This window comes from Streptomyces cinnabarinus, from assembly GCF_027270315.1.
Taxonomy (GTDB): Bacteria; Actinomycetota; Actinomycetes; order Streptomycetales; family Streptomycetaceae; genus Streptomyces; species Streptomyces cinnabarinus.
Genome location: NZ_CP114413.1, coordinates 1052448 through 1073477 on the forward strand (window position 1 = coordinate 1052448; position 21030 = coordinate 1073477).

The 21030-nt window shown below is 71.1% G+C and carries 21 protein-coding genes; 6 read left to right on the plus strand and 15 right to left on the minus strand.

The features are described from left to right. Position 1 precedes the first annotated feature (1 nt). The gene (locus tag STRCI_RS04835) at positions 2-853 is read left to right on the plus strand and encodes an ABC transporter ATP-binding protein (RefSeq protein WP_269657576.1); all 852 of its coding nucleotides are present in this window, start codon (positions 2-4) and stop codon (positions 851-853) included. A gap of 27 nt (positions 854-880) precedes the next feature. Here STRCI_RS04835 and STRCI_RS04840 read toward each other — a convergent pair whose 3' ends face one another. Continuing rightward, positions 881-1828, minus strand: a complete 948-nt coding sequence (locus STRCI_RS04840) for a methionyl-tRNA formyltransferase (protein WP_269657577.1) — start codon at positions 1826-1828, stop codon at positions 881-883. Positions 1829-1949: 121 nt separating this feature from the next. Here STRCI_RS04840 and STRCI_RS04845 point away from each other — a divergent pair, with 121 nt between their 5' ends. Beyond that, positions 1950-3275, plus strand: coding sequence for a lysine N(6)-hydroxylase/L-ornithine N(5)-oxygenase family protein (locus tag STRCI_RS04845; protein WP_269657578.1), 1326 nt, complete (start codon positions 1950-1952; stop codon positions 3273-3275). A 9-nt stretch (positions 3276-3284) separates the two neighbouring features. Further along, positions 3285-4064, plus strand: a complete 780-nt coding sequence (locus tag STRCI_RS04850) for an ABC transporter permease (RefSeq protein WP_269657579.1) — start codon at positions 3285-3287, stop codon at positions 4062-4064. Positions 4065-4088: 24 nt separating this feature from the next. Here the strand turns inward: STRCI_RS04850 and STRCI_RS04855 are convergent, their stop codons facing one another. From STRCI_RS04855 to STRCI_RS04880, 6 genes are all read right to left on the minus strand, one after another. Next, positions 4089-6155: an iron ABC transporter permease gene (locus tag STRCI_RS04855; RefSeq protein WP_269657580.1), complete on the minus strand. Its 2067-nt coding sequence runs from the start codon at positions 6153-6155 to the stop codon at positions 4089-4091. Between the two features lie 4 nt (positions 6156-6159). Further along, a complete protein-coding gene (locus STRCI_RS04860) occupies positions 6160-7146 on the minus strand; it encodes an ABC transporter substrate-binding protein (RefSeq protein WP_269657581.1) in 987 nt (328 codons plus the stop codon). Next, positions 7143-8000, minus strand: a complete 858-nt coding sequence (locus tag STRCI_RS04865; protein WP_269657582.1) for an ABC transporter ATP-binding protein — start codon at positions 7998-8000, stop codon at positions 7143-7145. Before STRCI_RS04865 ends, STRCI_RS04860 begins: the two co-directional genes overlap by 4 nt. A 94-nt stretch (positions 8001-8094) precedes the next feature. Next, positions 8095-8445 (minus strand): ArsR/SmtB family transcription factor, encoded by a 351-nt coding sequence (locus tag STRCI_RS04870; RefSeq protein WP_269657583.1) that lies wholly within the window; start codon positions 8443-8445, stop codon positions 8095-8097. 119 nt (positions 8446-8564) lie between these two features. Next, positions 8565-8987 (minus strand): ATP-binding protein, encoded by a 423-nt coding sequence (locus STRCI_RS04875; RefSeq protein ID WP_269657584.1) that lies wholly within the window; start codon positions 8985-8987, stop codon positions 8565-8567. Between the two features lie 130 nt (positions 8988-9117). Beyond that, positions 9118-9468, minus strand: coding sequence for a zinc ribbon domain-containing protein YjdM (locus tag STRCI_RS04880; RefSeq protein ID WP_269657585.1), 351 nt, complete (start codon positions 9466-9468; stop codon positions 9118-9120). Positions 9469-9721: 253 nt separating this feature from the next. Here STRCI_RS04880 and STRCI_RS04885 point away from each other — a divergent pair, with 253 nt between their 5' ends. Next, entirely contained in the window at positions 9722-11659 is a 1938-nt protein-coding gene (locus STRCI_RS04885) for an ATP-binding protein (protein ID WP_269657586.1), read from the plus strand. On the opposite strand, the gene STRCI_RS04890 is transcribed toward STRCI_RS04885, so the two are convergent. The 5 genes from STRCI_RS04890 to STRCI_RS04910 are packed head-to-tail and all read right to left on the minus strand — an operon-like array spanning position 11649 to position 16137. Beyond that, on the minus strand, positions 11649-12170 hold the full coding sequence (locus STRCI_RS04890) for an SMI1/KNR4 family protein (protein ID WP_269657587.1): 522 nt from the start codon (positions 12168-12170) through the stop codon (positions 11649-11651). The genes STRCI_RS04885 and STRCI_RS04890 overlap by 11 nt on opposite strands. Positions 12171-12180: 10 nt before the next feature. Beyond that, positions 12181-13416, minus strand: a complete 1236-nt coding sequence (locus STRCI_RS04895; protein ID WP_269657588.1) for an FAD-dependent oxidoreductase — start codon at positions 13414-13416, stop codon at positions 12181-12183. A 32-nt stretch (positions 13417-13448) separates the two neighbouring features. Then, positions 13449-14123, minus strand: a complete 675-nt coding sequence (locus STRCI_RS04900) for a maleylpyruvate isomerase family mycothiol-dependent enzyme (RefSeq protein ID WP_269657589.1) — start codon at positions 14121-14123, stop codon at positions 13449-13451. After that, positions 14123-14962 carry a fumarylacetoacetate hydrolase family protein gene (locus STRCI_RS04905; RefSeq protein ID WP_269657590.1) on the minus strand — a complete coding sequence of 280 codons (840 nt, stop codon included), beginning with the start codon at positions 14960-14962 and terminating at the stop codon, positions 14123-14125. Before STRCI_RS04905 ends, STRCI_RS04900 begins: the two co-directional genes overlap by 1 nt. Beyond that, positions 14959-16137, minus strand: coding sequence for a cupin domain-containing protein (locus STRCI_RS04910; RefSeq protein ID WP_418953307.1), 1179 nt, complete (start codon positions 16135-16137; stop codon positions 14959-14961). Before STRCI_RS04910 ends, STRCI_RS04905 begins: the two co-directional genes overlap by 4 nt. A 79-nt stretch (positions 16138-16216) precedes the next feature. Between STRCI_RS04910 and STRCI_RS04915 the strand changes: the two genes are divergently transcribed. Beyond that, positions 16217-16987 (plus strand): IclR family transcriptional regulator, encoded by a 771-nt coding sequence (locus STRCI_RS04915; RefSeq protein ID WP_269657591.1) that lies wholly within the window; start codon positions 16217-16219, stop codon positions 16985-16987. A gap of 56 nt (positions 16988-17043) precedes the next feature. Here the strand turns inward: STRCI_RS04915 and STRCI_RS04920 are convergent, their stop codons facing one another. Continuing rightward, positions 17044-18603 (minus strand): pectate lyase family protein, encoded by a 1560-nt coding sequence (locus STRCI_RS04920; protein ID WP_269657592.1) that lies wholly within the window; start codon positions 18601-18603, stop codon positions 17044-17046. Between the two features lie 249 nt (positions 18604-18852). Between STRCI_RS04920 and STRCI_RS04925 the strand changes: the two genes are divergently transcribed. Continuing rightward, positions 18853-19479 (plus strand): dihydrofolate reductase family protein, encoded by a 627-nt coding sequence (locus STRCI_RS04925; RefSeq protein ID WP_269657593.1) that lies wholly within the window; start codon positions 18853-18855, stop codon positions 19477-19479. A gap of 73 nt (positions 19480-19552) precedes the next feature. On the opposite strand, the gene STRCI_RS04930 is transcribed toward STRCI_RS04925, so the two are convergent. Both STRCI_RS04930 and STRCI_RS04935 read right to left on the minus strand, forming a co-directional pair. Beyond that, the gene (locus STRCI_RS04930) at positions 19553-20080 is read right to left on the minus strand and encodes a cupin domain-containing protein (RefSeq protein WP_269657594.1); all 528 of its coding nucleotides are present in this window, start codon (positions 20078-20080) and stop codon (positions 19553-19555) included. Positions 20081-20557: 477 nt separating this feature from the next. After that, complete coding sequence (locus STRCI_RS04935) at positions 20558-21019, minus strand: DoxX family protein (protein ID WP_269657595.1); 462 nt, start codon at positions 21017-21019, stop codon at positions 20558-20560. Positions 21020-21030 lie beyond the last annotated feature (11 nt).

Below are 21030 nucleotides of genomic sequence, written 5' to 3' on the forward strand. Positions count from 1 at the left end.
AGTGTCGAAGACCGACTCCGCCGAGGCCCGCGGCCCCGAACTGCGCGCAGAGGCACTGAAACTGGCGTACGACGACCGGGTGGTGGTCGAGGATCTCGACCTGGTGGTGCCGACCGGCCGGGTCACCGTGATCGTCGGGGCCAACGCGTGCGGCAAGTCCACGCTGCTGCGGGCCCTGGCCCGGCTGCTGAACCCCAAGGCCGGGGCGGTCGCGTTGGACGGGCGCTCGATCCACTCGATCCCCACCCGGACCCTCGCGCAGCGGCTCGGCATCCTGCCGCAGTCCCCCGTCGCGCCCGAGGGGCTGACCGTCATCGACCTGGTGGGACGCGGCCGTTCACCGCATCAGACCTGGTGGCGGCAGTGGTCGTCGGCCGACGAGGAGGCCGTGCACGAGGCGCTGCGCGCCACCGACATGGCCGACCTGGCGCACCGGGCGGTGGACGAGCTGTCCGGCGGGCAGCGGCAGCGGGCCTGGATCGCCATGGCCGTCGCCCAGGGCACCCCGGTGATGCTGCTGGACGAGCCGACGACCTATCTCGACCTCGCGCATCAGATCGACGTCCTGGACCTGGTCACCGACCTCAACCGGCATCAGGGCCGCACGGTGGTGATGGTGCTGCACGACCTCAACCAGGCCTGCCGGTACGCCGATCACATCGTCGCGATGAAGGGGGGCCGGATCGCGGGCGAGGGCGCTCCGGCCGAGGTGGTGACCGCGGCGATGGTGCAGGACGTCTTCGGGCTGCGCTGTGTCGTGGGCACGGACCCGGTGAGCGGGACACCGATGGTGATCCCGATGGGGCGCCACCACGAGGGAATCGAGGACGCGGCGCCGGTCGCGGCCGGCTGAGGCCGGTCGGACCGGCGCCCTCGGCGGTTACGGACGTGCCGTCAAGTAGCCCCCCATCGTGCGGAAGTAGTCGGTTGCCGCGTGTTCGGTGCCGTCCTCGGTCCGCACCCGCTGGACCAGCAGACCGGGCAGCCGCCCCGAACGCGCCCCGGCCCCGGCCACGATGACGATGCCGTCCCCCTCGCGGATGAAGATCCGGCCCGGGGTGCCGCCGTAACGGCCTTGGGACACCGCTGCCTTGACGATCCTGAGGCGCTCGCCGCGGTGGTGGGTGAAGGCGCTCGGGTACGGGTCCGACTGGGCCCGCACCAGGCGCTCCAGGTCCTCGGCGGGCCAGGTCCAGTCGATCCGGCTGTCCTCCAGGGACCGCTTGTGGAAGAAGCTCGACCGGGAGCGGTCCTGCGCGATCCACTCGGCCCGGCCGGAGGCGATGAGGTCCAGGGACTCGCGGACGACCGGGCCGATCAGGTCGACCGTGCGGTGGAACAGGTCGGTCGCGGTGTCGGCGGGCCCGACGGGCACCGCGCGCTGGAGCAGGATGTCGCCCATGTCGAGCTCGGCGTCCATGCGGTGGGCGGTGACCCCGACCTGCTGCTCGCCGTTGATGAGCGCCCAGATCAGCGGCGAGAAGCCGGCGTAGGAGGGCAGCAGCGAGTCGTGGATGTTGAGCGTGCCGTGCGGCGGCAGGTCGAAGATCTCCGCGGGCAGCCAGGTGCGCCAGTTGTTCGCGACGATGATGTCCGGCTCGGCGTCCTTGAGCGCCCGGAGGAGTTCCTCGTCGCCCGGCCGGTTGCGCAACAGCACGGGTACGCCGTGCTTTTCGGCCAGGTCGGCGACGGAGTCGCTCCAGATCCGCTCGTAGACGTGCTCGCTCTTGGGGTGGGTGACGACCAGGACCACTTCGTGCTCGGAGTCCAGCAGAGCCTGTAGCGTCCGGTGCCCCCAGGTCTGGTACCCGAACATGACGACCCGCATATAAGCCCTCCTCAGCCATTGCTAGGTAAGGCTAACCTTATCTAGCATGTGCCTGCTCGGGGGAGACTGTGTCCCTGATCTGAGAACACTGTGAACTCCCCCTACAGGAGGCGATGACGCGGTGACGACGCTGCACAGTGATCCGGACTCCATCTACGACGTACTGGGCCTCGGCTTCGGCCCGTCCCATCTCGCACTCGCGATCGCGCTCCACGAGCACGGCGTGAGCCCACATCAGGGAGCCGGATTCCGCGTCGGATTCCTGGAACGGCAACCGCGGTTCGGCTGGCACCGCGGCATGCTGATCGACGACGCCACCATGCAGGTGTCCTTCCTCAAGGACCTGGTGACGATGCGTGACCCCACCAGCGACTTCAGCTTCCTGTGCTATCTGCGCGAGCGCGGCAGGCTGGTCGACTTCCTCAACCAGAAGACCCTGTTCCCGCTGCGCATCGAGTTCCACGACTACCTGGAGTGGGCCGCCGGCCGGGTCGAGCACCTCGTCGAGTACGCCGCCGAGGTGGTCTCCGTGAAGCCGGTCACCGAGGACGGCGAGGTCCGCTGGTTCGACGTGGCCAGCCGCGATCCCGCCGCCCCGGAGCGGCTGACCGTACGCCGGACCCGCACCCTGTGCGTGGCCACCGGGCTGGAACCGCATCTGCCGCCCGGCGCCGCGCGGTCCGAACGGGTCTGGCACAACAGCGAGTTACTGCCACGCGTGGACCAACTCACCCGCTCTGGCACACCCGTTCGCCGTGCCGTCGTCCTCGGTGCCGGACAGAGCGCCGCCGAGGCCGTCGACTACCTCCACCGCACCTTCCCCGATGCCGAGATCTGCTCGGTGTTCGCCAAGTACGGCTACACACCAGCGGACGACAGCCCCTTCGCCAACCGGATCTTCGACCCCGAGGCGGTGGACCTGTACTTCGGTGCGCCGCCGGAGGTGAAGCAGTCGCTGCACGACTACCACCGTTCCACCAACTACTCCGTGGTCGACATGGAGTTGATCGAGTCGCTGTCGCGCACGATGTACCAGGAGAAGGTCCAGGGCAGACAGCGGCTGCGGATGCTGAACGTCTCCCGCATCCGCGAGGTCGCGAGCGGCGCCGACGGGCTGCGGGTGACGGTGGAGTTCCTGCCGACCGGGCAGCGCCAGGAACTTGCCTGCGATGTGATCGTCTATGCCACCGGCTATCAGCCCCGGGGCATCGGCGACCATCTCGGGGAGATCGCCAAGCTCTGTCTGCGGGACGAGGAGGACCAGCTCCGGGTCGGACGCGACCACCGGGTGGAGACCGCCGCGCATGTGCGGGCGGAGATCTACCTCCAGGGCGGCACCGAGCACACCCACGGCCTCACCTCGACCCTGCTGTCCACGACCGCGGTCCGCGCCGGGGAGATCTGCGGCTCCCTCCTGGCGCAGAATGCGGGCAGTTCCCGGGAGTAGACACCACCCGTGCGTCCCCTCGCCGCCGACACCCTGCTGCCCGTCAACGCCACGCTCGCCGTCGCCCTCGTCGTCCTGCTGCTCGTGGCCACCGCGGTGGCCGCCGTCTTCCGGCTCGCGCCGGACGAGTCGTACGGACGGGCCCGTGAGGTCGTGACGGCGGGCGTGCGGGCGGCGCTGCAACTGGCCGCGGTGTCCCTGGTGATCGGCTGGGCCGTGCACCACACCGCGGCCCTGATCGGCTTCCTGTTCCTGATGTTCGCCGTGGCGACCCGTACCGCGGGACGCCGGATCACCACGAACGGCACCTGGTGGTGGGCGGCGCTGCCGATCGCGGTCCCGGTGGCGCCGGTCGTCGCCGCCCTGGTGCTGGCCGGGCTGCTGACCGTGCCCGGTATCGCCGTCGTCCCGGTGACCGGCATCCTCATCGGCGGCGCGCTGACCGCGACCGTGCTGGCCGGCCGACGCGCGCTGGACGAGGTCGCCGGGCGCTTCGGGGAGGTCGAGGCGGCGCTGTCACTGGGCTTCCCGGACCGCGACGCCCACCTCGAAGTGGCCCGCGGCGCCGCCTCGGACGCCCTGCTGCCCGCCCTGGACCAGACCCGCACGGTCGGCCTGGTCACGCTGCCGGGCGCCTTCGTCGGCATGCTCCTGGCCGGCGCCTCCCCCGTACTCGCGGGCACGGTCCAGGTCTTCGTACTCATCGCCCTGCTGGCGGTGGAGGCCCTGTCGGTGGCCCTGACCGTCGAACTCGTCGCCCGCCGCAGGCTGAACCGACAGGACCCGTGACGGCGGGCTCCACCAACAGAACCCTCAACGGCGGCTGCGCACCAGCAGATACAGGAAGTACGGCGTACCGATCACCGCGGTCACCATCCCCGCGCCGAGCTGCGCCGGCGCGATCACGGTCCGGCCCAGCAGATCCGCCGTGCACACCAGGATCGCACCGAGCAGGACCGCCACCGGGACGACCCGGGCGTGCGGGCGGCCCACCAGGGCGCGGGCCGCGTGCGGGGCGACGAGTCCCACGAATCCGATGGTGCCCGCGGCGGCGACCGCGGTGGCGCTCAGCAGCACGCCCAGGACGAGGAAACCGAGGCGTCCCCGCGCCAGGTCCATGCCCAGCAGCCGCGGGGTGTCCTCGTCGAGCGAGACCAGGTCGAGCTCCGCGCGCCGCAGCACCGCCACGACCAGACCCAGCGCGACGACCACGGCGAGCGGCACGATGTCCGGCAGGGTCCGGCCGTACGTCGAACCGGACAGCCAGGTGAGGGCCTTGACCGCGCTGAACGGGTCGGTGAGAACGATCAGCAGGCTGATCAGCGCGGTCGCGGCGGTGGCGACGCCGATGCCGACGAGGACGAGGCGGTTCTGCTGGAACCCGCCCCGCGCGGCGAGCCCGAAGACGATGACGGAACTGACCGCCGCGCCCGCGAACGCCGCACCCGCCAGGCCCCAGCTCCCGGCCAGCGGCACGGTCGTCACCAGCAGTACGGCACCCAGCGCGGCCCCGCCGGAGACACCGAGCACGGCGGGCTCGGCGAGGGGGTTGCGGGTCACGGCCTGGATGAGCGTCCCGGCCAGGGCGAGGGCCGCTCCGGCCAGCAGCGCGGCGAGGACCCGGGGCATTCGGGTGTCGAGCACGAAGGAGACGGTCTGACCCGACCTGCCCTGCGCCCAGTTGACGACATCGCCGAGCAACAGCTTGGCGTCGCCCAGGAGTACGGCGGCGATCGTGACCCCGACGAGCACGAGCACCAGAACGGCCGTCACCGAGACGAAGACGGCGCGGCTTCTGATGCGCAGCCGGTCGGGTGCGGCCGAGGCCGCGGTGTCCTTCAGCCGTACGGCCATGACGATCAGGAAGACGGCGCCGACGAGGCTGGTGACGACACCCGTGGGCACGGCGACCGCGAGGTCCGCCGGGACCAGGGACCTCAGCAGCACGTCCGAGCCGAGGACCAGCGCGGCGCCGGTCAGCGCGGTGACCGGAAGGCCCGCGCGGGTCCGGGTGAACTCCCGGTACCTGCGGGCGAGGGGGCGGACGAGGGCGGGGGCGCACAGGCCGACGAAGCCGATGGGTCCGGCGAGGGTGACGGACGCGGCGGACAGCAGGGCCGCGAGCACGACCGCCGTGACGCGGGTGGCGCGCACCGGCACGCCGAGACCCCGGGCGGCGTCGTCGCCGAGCGCCAGCGCGTCGACCCTGCGGGCGACCAGCAGCAGCCCGAGGAGCCCGACGAGGCCGAGCGGCGCCATCCGGATCACGCCGTCGAAGCCGTTCTGGCCGATGCTGCCCTGGTTCCACTGGTAGAGCCCGTGGGTCTCCTCGGGGAACAGCAGGAGCAGCCCTTCGGTGACGGCGTTGAGGCCGAGCATGAGGGCGGTGCCCGCGAGCACCAGCCGTACCGTGCCCGCGCCGAGGCCGGACAGGCCGAGCACGACGGCCGCCGCGGCGAGGCTGCCGAGCAGCGCGACGCCGGAGGAGGCGAGCAGCGGCAGCGAGACACCGGTGACGGCGACCAGACCGAGGGCCAGGTAGGAACCGGCGTTGACGGCGAGGGTATCGGGGGACGCGAGGACGTTGCGGCTGACGGCCTGGAGGGCGGCGCCCGCCATGCCGAGCATGGCGCCGACGAGGAGCCCGGCGGTCATCCTGGGCAGCCGGGAGGCGATGACGACGGAGGAGTCGGCGGCGTCCGCCTGCCCGGTGAACGCCTTCCACACCTCGGCCGCGCCGACGGCGGCCGTGCCCTGCGTGATGTCGACGACCGCGAGGGCGGCGACCAGCAGGACCAGTGCGGCCGTCACCGCGGCCGCTCCCGTCCGGGACGTGGTGACCGGCGGACGGGTGGCGGGAGTTGTCGCGGTGACGGCCATGGCGCTACTTCGTCAGCGCGGCGACGACGGAGTCGATGTACTGGTTCATCGACTCGGGACCGCCGAACATCCAGATGCCGTCGGGCAGTCGGTGGACATTGCCCTTCTTCACGAACGGCAGCGACGTCCACACCTTGTCCTTGGCGAGGGCGTCGGTGAACGGGGTGCTGCTCTTGTCGCCGTCGTTGCCGATGTAGGCGAAGTGCACGTCGTCGCTCAGCTTGGTGAGCCCCTCGACGTCGGTGGAGCCGAGGCCGTAGCTCTCGTCCCCCTTGACCGTCCAGTCGTTCTTCAGGCCGAGCTTCTCGTTGACGGCGCCGATGAGCGAGCCGCTGGTGAAGGGGCGGATCGAGACCTGGTTGGAGATGTCGTAGCCGTCCGCGAAGGCGTACTGGGCGCCGTCGAGACCGGCGTCGGCGAGGGCCTTCTTGCCCTCGGCGAGCTTCGCGTCGAAGTCTTCCTTGATCTGGTCGGCCTGCTCGGTGGTGCCGGTGGCCTTCGCGAGCAGGTCGAGGTTCTCCGTCACCTGCCCGATCGGGTCGGCGGCGTCGGCGGAACGGACCTCCACCACCGGGGCGACCTCGCGCAGTTGCTTCACCGCGGCGGGCGGCAGGTCGGTGCTGGCGACGATGAGGTCCGGCTTGAGGGCGGCGATGGTGTCCATGCTCGGCTCGCCGCGCGTGCCGATGTCCTTGGGCTCGTTCTTCAGCGGGACGGCCTGGTCCCAGGTGCTGTAGCCCTTGACGTCGGCGACGCCGACCGGGTCCACGCCGAGCGAGACCAGCAGCTCGACCTCGTGCCACTCGGTGCCGACGACCTTGGTGGCCGGTCCGTCGAGTTCGACCTTCGCCCCGGAGGCGTCGGTGAGGGTGATGCGCTCGCTGGTCTTCTTGGCGTCGTCGCTGTCGGCGGCGGGCTCGGTCGTACCGCAGGCGGCCAGGGTGAGCGCCGCGGCGGTGGCGGCCGCCGCGGTCATCAGGAGGCGTCTCATGAGGGTGTGCTGAGCCTTTCGCTTCGCGTGTGGTGCCGGCCGATCGCGCGGGTGCGCAGCCGGCCCGTGAGGGGGTCGGTGCCGACTTCGATGCGGATGCCGTAGGTGTCGGTCAGCCGCTGGGCGGTCAGGACGTCCTCGGGGAGGCCGTCGGCGATGATCCGTCCCTGGTGCAGCAGCACGATCCGGTCGGCGAGGGCCGCGGCCTGGTCCAGGTCGTGCAGGACGGCGCCGACCGCGATCCCGTGGTCGTCCGCCAGATCCCTGACGAGGTCGAGGAGTTCGATCTGATAGCGCAGATCGAGGTAGGTCGTCGGCTCGTCCAGCAGCACTACGCCGGTCTGCTGGGCGAGGCAGCTCGCGAGCCAGACCCGCTGGAGCTGGCCGCCGGAGAGGTGCTCGGCGCCGCGCTCGGCGAGTTCCGCGACGCCGGTCATGGCCAGCGCGCGGTCCACCGCGGCCCGGCCGTCCGGATCCGCGCGGCCCCAGCGGCCCCGGTAGGGGTAGCGGCCGAACTCGACGACGTCCCGCACCGTCAGCCCGCTGGGTGTGGGCCGGCCCTGGGTCAACAGGGCGACCAGGCGCGAGAACTCACGGGGCGTCAGGGTCAGGCCGTCGGCACCGTCGATGACGAGCGTGGCGGTCCTCGCCCGCTGCAGCCGCGCGATCGTTCGCAGCAGCGTGGACTTCCCGCTGCCGTTCGGCCCCACCAGCACGGTCACTTCACCGGGCCGCAGCGCCACCGACGCGTCATGCACGACGTCCACGCCGTCGTAGGCCACGGTGACGGCGGTGGCCGACAGTTCATGGCCACGGGGGCGCGGGGCCGCGGAGCTCTCTTCTTCTGATCGCACGCGGCAAGGTTAGCCTAACCTAAACCGAACTTGTGAGGGGGTGGACGCATCATCCACAAGGCGAAGACCAGCCAATGCGCAAAAACGGCCGTCGCTAGGACGACGGCTTCGCCTCCTCCTGCGCGGCCTTGAGGTCGGCGAGCAGTTCGGCCTGGCCGGCCAGGACGCCGGAGAGGATGGTGCGGGCGACCCGGAGCAGCTCGGCGACATGCGGACTGGTCAGCGAGTAGTACACGGTCGAGCCCTCCTTGCGCGTGACCACGAGGTTGGCCCGCCGCAGCACGGCCAGCTGCTGGGAGAGGTGCGCGGGTTCGATGCCCACTTCCGGCAGCATCTCGGCGACGGCGTGCTCGCGCTCGCTGAGCAGCTCCAGCACCCGGATACGGGCCGGATGACCGAGGGTCTTGAAGAACTCGGCCTTCAGTTGATACAGCGGCGTGCTCACCGTGGCGCCCCTCCGATCCTCGCCTGCGGCACCGGCGGTGATGACCTCAGGAGTTGCCAACTTTAGCAATTCACCGAGGTCAGCCGAGGAGACCGGACCCCCGGCCACCTGCCGCTCGGTCACAGCGGAAGGGTGACCCAGACGCTCTTGCCCCGGCCGTCGCCGTCCGCGCGGACCACGGCCGTACCGCCCAGCGCGCGGACGAGTTCCATGACGGTGGCCAGACCGCCGCCGCCACCGGCGAGCGGCCCGCACAGCTCGGGCCGGTAGGGGTGGCGGTCGTGGACGGCGAGGACCAGGCAGTCCGGGCCCGCGCCGTAGATCACGGTCACCGTCGGGGAGACGGCGGCGGCGTGCCGGACGCTGTTGGTCACCAGTTCACTGAGGATCAGCAGGGAGGGGTCCGCCGCGGAGTGACGTACCCCGATGCCCCACTCGACCAGGACCTGCTCGGCCGTCTCGCGGGCGATCCGGACGGCGGCCGGCTCGGTGGGCAGGGTGAGCACATGCCGCCAGGGCAGGGCTTCGAGCCCGGTGGTCATGGGTCATGCCTCCGTACGGGCCTCGGTCTCCCCTGCGAGTACAGCCAGCACAGCATCTAGTCAATTGCGAAATTTTGCAATTCCGCAGCGTGCGACTCCCGTCGCGACCCGCCCGACACGGGGGGTGAGGTCAGGCCTTCTTGACCACACTGGACTTCAGCTGCATCGCCCCGAACCCCTCGACCTTGCAGTCGATGTCATGCCCGTCGACCCCGTCGACGAGACGGATGTTGCGCACCTTGGTCCCGGCCTTGATCCCCGAGGGGCTGCCCTTGACCTTGAGCGCCTTGACGACTACCACGGAGTCGCCGTCCCGCAGCACATTGCCCACGGCGTCCTTCACGACCCGCTCACCTGCGGCTTCGCCCTCACTGTCGGCGGGCACCCACTCGTGGCCGCACTCGGGACAGACCACCAGGGCGTTCATTTCGTAGGTGTACTCGCAGGAGCACTTCGGACAGGGCGGAAGATTCTCGATCATTGCGCCAGGGTATCCGGCACCTTCCCCTCGTCCGATTCCGTACGCCGGAGCGCACGCCCCCACCCGCCTCCATTGACCAAACACCAGTTCGAGCGATCGCTGCGGCGTGTGGTCCCGCCGAACCGGTCGCCACCTTGGGCGCGAATCCCGCGTTGGAATGCCGTGACACCGCAGCAGTGACGGTTCTGCGTTCCGGGTCGCCGACCCCGGACCGGTGTCACCGAACCCTGGTGTCCGGAGAGTGCGGGAAATCATGAACGTGTGGAAGTGCGTCGGCGGCTCGGCGGCGCCAGGGGTGTGCGGCGCCGGAGCCACCGATGACCTGGTGGGGCGAGCACAGGAGTCGGCCCGGCTGGAGCGGCTGCTGACGGAGCACCGGCTGGTGACCGTGACCGGGCGGGCGGGCGTCGGCAAGAGCCGGCTGGCGGCGGCCGTGGGAGCACGGGGGCCATGGCGGCAGATCGTCCATGTGCACGGGCAGGGTGAGTGTTCGGGCGCCCCGGGGACACTGGCGCGGGCCGTGCGCCGGGCGCTCACCGGCCAGCGCCCGCAGGGTGACTTCGCCGACCTGGTGCGGGAGTTGCCCGCGACGGGCGTCCTGCTCCTCCTCGATGACGTGGACCCGGTCCAGCGGGCGGCCATGGGGCTGGTGCAGCGGCTGCTGGCGGCCGTGCCCGGACTGCGGGTGCTGGTGACCTCGCGACAGGCGCTGGGGCTGGGCGAGGAACAGGTGCTGAGGCTGCCGCCGCTCGCCGCAGGTCCCGGGGTGGAACTCTTCCTGCGCCGGGCCCGGGCCGCGGTGGACGGTTTCCGTGCCGAGGGCGCCGATCAGCGGGCGGTGGAGCGGATCTGCCGCTCGCTCGAAGGGGTCCCGCTCGCCCTCGAACTGGCCGCCGAGCAGCTCGCGTTCCAGCAGGTGCACGACCTCGCCGCCGTCCTGGAGGTGCACCAGTGCTGGCTGCACGGCGAGGGCCCCGCGCTGCGCCGGCACCGTTCGCTGCGGGCCACCGTCGGGGCGAGCTACGCACTGTGCGAGCGTGCCGCGCGGATCGTCTGGGGCAGGGCCAGCGTGTTTACCGGGGCGTTCGACGAGTCCACCGCGTCCTTCCTGTGCGGCGGCGGTGGCGTGGCGCCCCGGCAGGTGCCGTCCCTGCTGGCCCGGCTGGCGGCCATCAACGTCCTCGAACCGGTCCGCGACCCCGGTGGACCACGGCCGCCGCGCTACCGGATGACGCGGGCCGCGCGGGACTTCGGCACCGAGCGGCTGCGGGCGGCGGGCGAGTGCGAGACGGCCCAGGAACGCCGGGCGACGCACTCCCGCCGGATCGCCGACACGGCGCGGCACCTGTGGGCGACGGGCCTCCAGAGCCAGGCCGTGGCGCTCGTGCACGAGGAGCGCGAGGAGCTGACCGCCGTACTGAACCAGGCGGTGCACCGGCCCGACCGGAGTGTCACCGCCCTGGAGACGGTGGTCGGCCTGTGGTTCTGGTGGGTGGTGTACGGCCATGCCGAGGAGGGACGGGACTATCTGCTGCGGCTGCTGCCGCTGTGCCCGGCGGACAACCCGGTGAACGTGCGCGGGCGGTGGCTGGCCGCCTGGCTCACCGCGGGCCGCGATCCGCAGGCCGCTCGCGCGCTGCTGGGGCGGGCCTGGCCGCAGGCGGTCCTGGCCGGCGACGACACCGCTGTCGGTCATATCGCGCACGTACAGGGGCTGATCGCCCTGCACGAGAACGATCCGCGCGGCGCCGTCGAGCACTTCGCCGAGTCCGCGCGCACGGTCCCCTCCCGGCCGGAGTACGGCCCCTCCCCCGCCGTCAGTCTGGCCGCCCAGGCCGTCGCCCAGGCCACGTTCGCGCCCGGCGCCGCCCGCCGGACGGCCCGGCGCGCACTGGCCCGGCCGGACGTCCGCGACGACGACTGGGCCACGCTGCTCGCCCGCTACGCCACCGCCTACGTCGACCACCGCCAGGGCCGCGACACCCGCGCCCTCCATCGCGCCCGGCGCACGCTGACGGCACTCGACGGCGCGCCGGCCGTCCCGCACGGCCACGAGGCGCTGCGCGCGCTGATCGCGGACATCGAGGCGGGGGTCCCCGGCCGCCCGCACCTGCCCCAACTGCCGCGACCACGCACGGCCGCGGCACGGGCCTACCCGGCCGAGGTGGGCCCCAGCGTCGTCACTTCATAGGCTCGTAGAACGGGCGACCTGGGTCGGACTCGGAGGAGTACATCGTGGTGTCCTCGTTCCTGAGGTACGCCAGCAGCCAGTCGCTGAACGGCTTTTCGTGGAGCACGAAGCTGAAGCTGTCCCATTCGTGGACGCCCACGGCCCAGGGCTCCGACGGACTCTCCGGCACACGCAGGAAGACCGTCTCCCCTTGCGAGCAGGTCGCCACCGGCAACAACTCCCCAGGCAGCGCCCCTGCCTTGCGCGGGATGTTCTCCTGGTCCTCGTCCTCCTCCAGCCAGAACTCGATCTCCTCCTTGATCGTCTCGCCCAGGTTCCTGGTCGCGTGGCCAGGGTGGTCCAAGCGCACCTGATCGTTGATCAGGACCGGACCGTAGGCGTCGGCTATCTCCCGGAAGTCGGCGGGGAAGGAGACCCCGAGTTCCCGTTCGAGCCGATCCCAGGGAGCGGGGTCGGACCAGTGGAAACGGGGTTCTCCCAGCAGTGCTTCGATGTCGTCGAGTGTCGCCATGATCCGAAGGCTACGGCGCACCACTGACAGTGCTCAGCGGGACCGGCGTGAACATGGCCGGCTCCTCGTCCGGGGTGAGCGCGGTCGGGCCGTACACCCAGTCCGTGAAGCCGTAGTCGTAGGTGTCCCGCGCCCGCATGATCTCGTTGCGCTGGAGCCGGGGCGTCCCGTCGAGGTGCCACAGCTTGCCCCACTCGCGGGCGGTGCTCTGCACCCGGCGGCAGTGCTCGACGCGCACCGCCTCATAGGCCGCGAGGGCCGCGTCCCAGTCCCGTTGCCCGGCATAGTGCCGCGCCAGCACCCAGCCGTCCTCGATGGCCATGATCGCGCCCTGCGCCATGTACTGGAGCGGCGGATGCGCCGCGTCCCCGAGCAGGGCGACGCGGCCGTGCACCCAGTTCTCCACGGGGTCCCGGTCGAGCATCTGCCACCAACGGTCCCGCCACATCAGCGGAATGCCCTTGCGCACGGTGTCGCACGTGGCCTCGAAGGCCGCGTCCAGCTCGTCGGGCGTCCCCCAGTCGGCCTGCCCGGCCAGGGCCTTGGGCGACTCGAACACGGCGACCTGGTTGAACATGTCGCCGCCGCGCAGGGCGTACTGGACGAAGTGGCAGCGCGGGCCGATGTAGACGGTGACGTCCTTCGCCGCGACGCCGTTGTCCCGGACCTGCTCGATGGGGACGGCGGCGCGGTAGGCGACGTAGTCGGAGCTGACCACGTCGTCGCCGACGAGCAGGCGGCGGGCGACGGAGTTCAGCCCGTCGGCCGCCACGACCATCGGAGCGGACTCGACGCGCCCGTCCGCCAGGAGGACCCGGGCACCGTCGGCGGTGTTCTCGTAGCCGATGACGGTCCGGTCGGTCAGCAGCTCGACCCCGGCGCGCTCGCAGGCGCGCAGGAAGATGCCGTGCAGATCGCTGCGGTGGATCACCATGTACGGGTAGCCGTAGCGCCGTTCGAGGTCGCGCAGGTCGAGACGGGTCAGCTCCCGGGAGTCGAGCGCGTCGCGCATGACCATGTTCTCGGGGAGCACGCCGAGCGACCGGGCTTCGTCCAGCAGGCCGTACTCGGCGAGGATGCGGGTGCAGTTGGGGGCGATCTGGAGGCCCGCGCCGACTTCGCCGAACTCCTTGGCGCGTTCCAGGACGCGGACGCGCAGTCCCTGGCGGGCCAGGGCGTAGGCGGAGCTGAGGCCGCCGATGCCGCCGCCGACGACCAGGACGTCGGGGCTGGATTCAGGGTTCATGGTCTTTCCTTCGGAAGCATGGCGGGCCGCCCTCAGAGCCAGGCGCCCAGCACGGGGGCGGAGGTGCCGGTGTCCCGTCCGGTCAGATAGGCGGCGAGGTCGTGCAACTCACCTGCTACCAGGGCGGGTTCGCCCTCTCCGGGCAGTTCCCAGGTGGCGGACGGCGCCCGCAGGAATACGGCCGGTCCCGGCGCCGCGGACCGCTTGTCCACGACGTCGTCGCACAGGGCGGTCAGGAAGTCGGCCGGAAGGTCGGCGAAGGTGACGGGACCGGCCAGGTCGACGGCGTGCACGCAGACTTCGCGGGCCCGCATCCAGGGCACCTCGGTGGCCGGCACGGTCCGGCCCTGCGCGGTGACGACCAGCGCTCGCCACTGCTCGTCCCCGAGCCCGGCCATCCCCTTCTCCAACTCCGCCGCGGAGTCACACAGCCAGGCGGCGAGTTCGGCGCCGGGGAGGGTGCGGCCCCGCTCGATGCCCTGGGCGCGCTCCTCGGGCGAGGCGTACATGGGCGTGCGTTCGCCGGTGGCGGCCCAGTGCACGAGGTTGCCGAGCGCGTCGGCGTTGGCCGCCACATGGGCGACGAGATGGGCGCGGGTCCAGCCGGGCAGGGCGCTGGGCTCGTCGAACCCGGACTCCGCCGCCCCCAGGAACAGTTCGGTACCGAGCCGGGCCCAGCGGCGGGCGTCCTCGAAGGTGCGGCGCATCAGACGAGCTTCTCCTTGACGACCCGGTTCTCCAGCCGGCCGATGCCCTCGATCTCGGTGACGACGGTCTCCCCGCCGACGAGATAGCGCTCCGGCCTACGGGCGTGGCCGACGCCGCCGGGGGTGCCGGTGGCGATGATGTCGCCCGGGTTGAGGCGCACGACGGTGGAGACGTACTCGACCAGGTCGACCGGGTCGAAGAGCAAGTCGCCGGTGGAGTCCGCCTGCATGACCTCACCGTCGACGAGCAGCCGCACGTCGAGCGAGGGGCGCACCCCGCCGGGCAGTTCGTCGGGAGTGACGAGGAAGGGGCCGACGGGCGTGGTGGAGTCCCACATCTTGCCCTGGAGCCATTCCCGGGTCCGGAACTGCCAGTCACGGCAGGTGATGTCGTTCAGCACGGTGAACCCGGCGATGGCCGCCTCCGCCTCGGCGCCCCGGACGCGACGCGCGGGTGCGCCCACGACGACGGCGAGTTCGACCTCCCAGTCGAACTTCACGGTCTCGTCGGGCCGGACGATGTCGTCGCCCGCGCCGATCAGACAGTCCGCGAACTTGGCGAAGAGGGTGGGGTGTTCGGGCAGATCGCGCCCCATCTCCTTAATGTGGTTGCGGTAGTTGAGGCCGACGCACACAACCTTCGAGGGAACCGGAACAACGGGCGCGAAGTCGGCGCCCTCGACCGGGTACGCGATCCCGGTCGCTGTGGCGGCGCGCGCGGCCCACCCTTCCTCGGCGAGCAGCGCACCCACGTCGGGGACGCCGAGGTCGACGAGGACATCGCCCTCGAGACGTACGGCCCGGGTGGTGCCGTCGGTGCGGAGCGTGGCGAGCTTCATCGGATGGTTCCTTCCACCTGCGTACGGTCGAGGCGCAGGGCTTCGAAGACGGGGGCGTCGCTGAACCGGAACAGGTCCATGGCGCCGGAGTCGGAGTCGCCGGCACTGGCCTCGGAGCGGACGCTCAGCGGCTGCCAGGACGGGACGACGAACAGGTCGCCACGGGTGACGGACCAGGTGCGGTCCCCGACGGTCACGGTGCCGGATCCGTCGAAGACCTGGTAGACGGACGATCCGGTCGCGCGCACCGGAGCGGTCTCGGTGCCGCGTGCCAGGCGGTGCATCTCGGCCCGCAGGGTGGGCAGGACGTCGGCGCCGGTGGTGGGGTCGGTGAACCGTACGGCGGCGTGGCCTGGCTCGACGGTGCCGCCGTATCCCTCGGATTCCAGGGCGAGTTGGTCGGTGAGGGCCCGGTCGGTGTGCTCCCAGCGGTAGGCGAGGAGGGGGGTGCCGGGGGCGGTCGCACCGGCCGCTACGGGCCTGAGGCCGGGGTGCCCCCACAGCCGCTCGGAGCGGGACCGGGCCGGGGTGATGCGCTCGGCGTCGCCGATCTCCTCGCGTCCGAACTCGAAGAACTGCGCCTCGACGGCGTACTGGAAGGGGATGTCGAGTCCGTCGATCCAGGCCATGGGGGCGGCGGTGGCGTTGTGGTGGGCGTGCCAGTTCCAGCCGGCCTGCGGCAGGAAGTCCCCGCGCCGCATGGCCACCGGGTCGCGCCCGACGACCGTCCACACGCCCTCGCCCTCGACGACGAAGCGGAAGGCGTGCTGGGTGTGGCGGTGCTCGGGGGCGTCCTCGCCGGGCATGAGGTACTGGATGGCGGCCCACAGCGTCGGCGTGGCGAAGGGCCTGCCGCCGAGGGCGGGATTGGCCAGCGCGATGGCCCGACGCTCCCCGCCGCGCCCGACGGGAACGAGATCCCCGGCCTGCTCCGCGAGCCCTCGCAGCCGCTCCCAGCGCCAGAGATGGGGCACGGCGCGCGAGCGCGGGTGGGCCGGCATCAGATCGCCGATCTCGGTCCACAGCGGGACGAGCAGCTCCTGTTCGAGGCCCCGGTACAGCTCTTCGAGCGCCGGGGTGACCTCGGGCTGCCCCTGCGCGGAGACGGCCTGGAGGCGGACCGGGGATGCGAGGGACGGCTGGGTGGATGGCGTGGTTCGGGTGGACTGGGTCACGTACGACAGCGTGCGTCGTGTCCGTCAGGAGAACAGGTAGATTCTGCACAGCAGAATCGAGCTCGGAGACGGTCGCCCCATGGACAAGCCCCTCAAGACGCCCCCGCCCTACCCCATCGCCAGCGTGGACCACGCCCTGCGCGCGGCGACGATCCTCCAGCTGGAGGGTGGCGCGACGGTCTCCCGGATCGCCGAGCGCCTGGGCGTCGCGCGATCGACGGCGCACCGGCTGCTGGCGATGCTGGTGTACCGGGACTTCGCGGTGCAGGACGAGGACCGGGTGTACCGGGCGGGTCCGGTCCTGGAGCTGGCGGCCCACTCCCAGTCCCTGGTCTCACGCCTGCGGGCGACGGCGCTGCCGCACCTGCACAGGGTGGTGGACGTCCTGGACGAGACGGCGAACCTGATCATCCGCACGGGCGACACGGCCCGCTTCATCGCGAGCGTCGAATGCCACCAGGCACTGCGGGTCGGCTCCCGGGAGGGCATGGTCTTCCCGGCGCACCGCACCACGGCGGGTCTGCTCCTGCTGGCCGAGCTGACGGACGAGGAACTGGACGAGGTCTACTCCCCCGCCCGCTATCACGACCGGCCCGGCGACCGGCCCGACCTGCCCCGTCTGCGCACCGAGCTGAAGCGCCTGCGCCGCAACGGCTTCGCCGTGAACCAGGAGCGCTCCGAACGGGGCCTGGTCGCCATCGGCGTGCCCGTCCGCGACCGGGACGGCACGGCGTTGGCCGGCCTTTCGGTGTCCATGCCGAGTGTGCGCTACGACGCCCATCGTCTCCAGGCGCTGGTGGCGGCGCTGAACGCGACGGCTCGGGCGCTGGAGCGGGACCTGGCGGCGTAGCGCCTCGGCCATTCCCGCTGCCCCACCTGGGCGGGACAGCGGGAACCGTGGTGCCGCTACGCGCCGTAGGTCTCGAACTCGGCCACCTTCGGGGTGGCCGAGGAACCGGTGATCTCGAAGGTGATCTTCTTCAGCGAGGTCTGCGGGACGGTGATCACGCCCGCGCCGGTTCCGGAGGTCAGTACGGCGCCCGTGTCGGCGTTGAGGAGCCGCCAGGAGCCGATGGCGCCGGTGGAACCGGCCGCCTCACGGATGTTGACCTTGGCCACGGTGGTGGCGGAGCCCCACTTGACGGAGACGGACCCGGTGGAGCCGCTGGGCGACCAATAGGTGCCCATGTCGCCGTCCCGGACGTTGCCGTAGCTCGTGCCGTCGGCCTTGCTGGAGCCGTCGGCACCGGCACCGATGCTGAGGTTGGTCCCGGTCGGCTGGGTCGGAGTCGGCGTCGGCGTTGGGGTGGGGGTGGGTGTCGGGGTCGGCGTGGTCGGGGTCGGGTTCGGCGTCTGGGGGGTGCAGTTGCCGTCGGACACCTTGAGCCCGGTGCCCGCGCCCGCCGTGCGGCTCACGACGTCGGGCACGCAGGTGGCGGCGTCGAGCGTGAAGGCGTACGGAATGCTGACCGTGGTGTTGGACGTCGGGTTGGGCCCGGCGGGGTAGTTGTCGGAACCCGGGGAGGACCAGGTCACGTTGTCGAAGACATTGCCGCTGACCTGCCAGGAGCCGCGCTGGTCGGTGTAGAAGGTGCCGAGGACGTCCTTGGAGTCCTCGAAGTAATTGTTGTCCACCTTGGCCTTGGCGCCGGCGCGGGAGTTGATGCCGGACTCGTTCAGGCTCACGTAGTGGTTGTTGTAGGCGTGGGCGGTGCCGCCGCGCAGCAGGGGGGCGCGGGAGTCGATGTTCGAGTACAGGTTGTGGTGGAAGGTGACGTACCCGTTGGAGAGATCGCTCTCGCTGGACCCGATGAGGCCGCCCCGGCCCGAGTTGCGCAGAATGCTGTAGGACAGCGTCACGTACTGGGTGTTGTCCTTCATGTCGAAGAGGCCGTCGTAACCCTCCGACTCGCCTCCCGACGCCTCCAGGGTGGCGTGGTCGACCCACACGTTGCGGACGTCGCCCTCCATGCCGATCGCGTCGCCGCCGTTGGATGTCGGTGAGCCCGACTTCTTCACGTTCCGGACCGTGACGTTCTGGATGATGATGTTGCTGGATTCACGGATGTGGATGCCCAGTTGATCGAAGACGGCCCCGCCGCCGACTCCGACGATGGTCACATTGCTGATCTGCTTCAGCTCGATCACACCGGCGGCGGTGTTGCAGCTGTCGCCCGAGACCTTCGCGGTGTTGCCGTGGTTGATGGTGCCCTCGACCTGGATGACGATCGGCGTGCTGCTGCTGGCCCGGCCGCAGAGCGCCGCGTGGATCTGGGTTCCGGTGGTGGCCTTGACCGTCTGCCCACCGGCTCCGCCGGTGGTGCCCCCGTTCTGCGTCGCGTACCCGGTGACTCCGCCGGTCGCGGCCGACGCCGCGGGCATCGACAGCGCCGCCACACCGGCCGCGGCCGCCAGGGCCAACGTGGCCGAGGCGGCGGACAGACGTAGGGCGAGTGGTCTTCTCATGGTTGTCTCCTGAGGTGTTCTTGGTCCGTTCGACGCGTGGTCCTTCGTCCGGTGCTAACGGCTGCGCGATACGGCTCTCCTGGAGCGGCTCCGACAACGAGAAAGCGCTTTCTGGCCGCAGACGATAGGGGTGACCCCAGGGGCTGACAAGCCCACCGGCAGAATCTGGTTCACATTCTCGAACAACTCGGCGACAGGGCGGCGGGGAGTCCCTGCCCATGGGAGGGTGTCCCCGAGGAGGTGGGACCGATGCCCGAGAGAAGCGTCAGTGCCAGGGTGATCTGCGACATCACGATCTCGGTCGACGGCTACTCGGCCGGGCACAACCAGACCGAGGAACGCCCGTTCGGCGAGGACGGCGGCGACGGCACGGGAACGCGGCTGCACGCGTGGATGTTCGACAGGGCCGACGAGAACCGGGCCGAGATCGAGCAGTTGGGCGCGGCCAAGGCGTTCATCATGGGGCGCAACATGTTCGGCCCCGTGCGGGGCGCGTGGGACCGGGAATGGAACGGCTGGTGGGGCGACAACCCGCCGTTCCACGCACCGGTGTTCGTGCTCACCCACCACGCGCGCGAGCCCCAGCCGATGGACGGCGGCACGACGTTCCACTTCGTCACCGACGGCATCGCTTCGGCACTCGCGCAGGCACGCGAGGCAGCGGGTGACGGTGACATCCTGGTCCACGGCGGCGCGACCACGATCAACCAGTACCTCGCCGCCGGCCTGATCGAGGAACTACGCCTCCACATCGTGCCGGTGACGTTCGGCTCGGGCACGCGCCTGTTCGACGGCGTCCCGCCACTGAAGCTGGAGCAGCTGAGTTCGCGATCGGCGACCCAGGTCACGCACCTGACGTACCACGTGCTCCCCTGAGCCGAGCACCCGCCCGGATCAGCCCTGCCCCCTCATAGGCCTGACCACGTGGGCGACGACTGCGTGAGCAGCGCTACCCCGCCTGCTCCGCCCCGTTGTCGAAGTCCTCCACGAAGTAGCTGTCATGGCGCACCCTGAACCGCTTCAGCTCCTCGCTGCCGCGCTGGGACATTTCCGCGACGCGTTCGAAGTACTCCTCGCGAGGGGCGCCCGGGGAGAAGAGCATGAGCATGGACATCGGTTCGTCCGTGGCGTTGCGGAAGCCGTGCAGGCCGCCGACCGGGACGTAGAGGAAATCGCCGGTACGGCCCTTGACCCACTTCTCGCCGTTGTAGAGCTCCAGTTCACCGGAGAGGATGTAGAAGGACTCCGACATGGCCTTGTGGAAGTGGACCTTCGCTCCGGCAGCGCGGGCGGCCAACTCCACCTTGTACAGGCCGAATTCGCCGCCCGTGGAGTCGTTGGTGGCGAGGTAGCTGGTCGAGCCGCCGGGCGAGGAGAGGTCCGGTGGGGTGTCCGCGGGGCGGAAGACCGCGTTCACCTCTCCCTTGTCACCGTGGTAGCGGGGTTCCGGGTAGGTCAGGTCCTCGGGATACGACATGGCGTGCTCTCCTTCTGAACTCGTCCTTCACCGGAAAGCCTGCTCCCCTCCCGGCACGGAGGCATCGGACTTCCGGATGATCTTGGAGACTCGGGGAGGAGGGCTCCGGACCTACGCCGGTGGCCCCGAAGGGCCGTGTGTGTGCAGGAAATCGATCAGCCCTGTCTCCGAACGCACCAGCCGTTCCCGGTGCTCAGGAGCCAGGGAGGACAGGGCGTCGACGAGTACGCGCGAGCGCGGGACATGGACCATGTCGGCGGAGTAGATCCGGCAGCCGGAGCACCACGCGACACCCAGGCAGCGCTCGAACAGGGCGGACCCGGGTGGGTGGAACCGGTGTTGGTACGAGCGGACGGGCGTTCCGCAGGCGGCGCAGGTCCGTTGGTCCCCGTCGAGGACGGTGTCCCAGGTCCCGACCTTGATCCATCGTCGGCGTCCGGCCGGTGCTCTTCAAGTCGTCATGCCGGGCATTCTCCCCTACCGCAAGGAGGGCTCCGCGACCGCCCGTCCATGGCGGACCAGCACCGTGACCGTGGCCGCGAGGAAGACGGCCTGCATGGCCGTCCGAGGACCGAGCTGGTCCCACCAGGGCACGTCACCGTCGGCGGCGTACACATTGGCGGGGAACATCACGACCAGCATCGCGCTGAGCACGGCCGCCGCGACCCGAGTGCTCCGCGACCACAACAGCCCGAGCGCGCAGGCGATTTCGGCGATGCCGGTCAGCGTGACGAGCAGACCCGGGGCCGGCAGGGCCGACGGCACCATGTCGACGATCTCCTCCCGCATCCCGATGAAGTGCGCGCCCCCGGTGACGGTGAACATGGCCGCCAGGCCGCCCCGCAGCGCGGTGGTCGGCCGACGGAGCCGTACGGCCCCGAGCGCCCCGGCGAGCAGCAGCAGGCCGGTGACGGCGACGAGCGTGGCGAGCGGTTCCATGTCCGGATCTT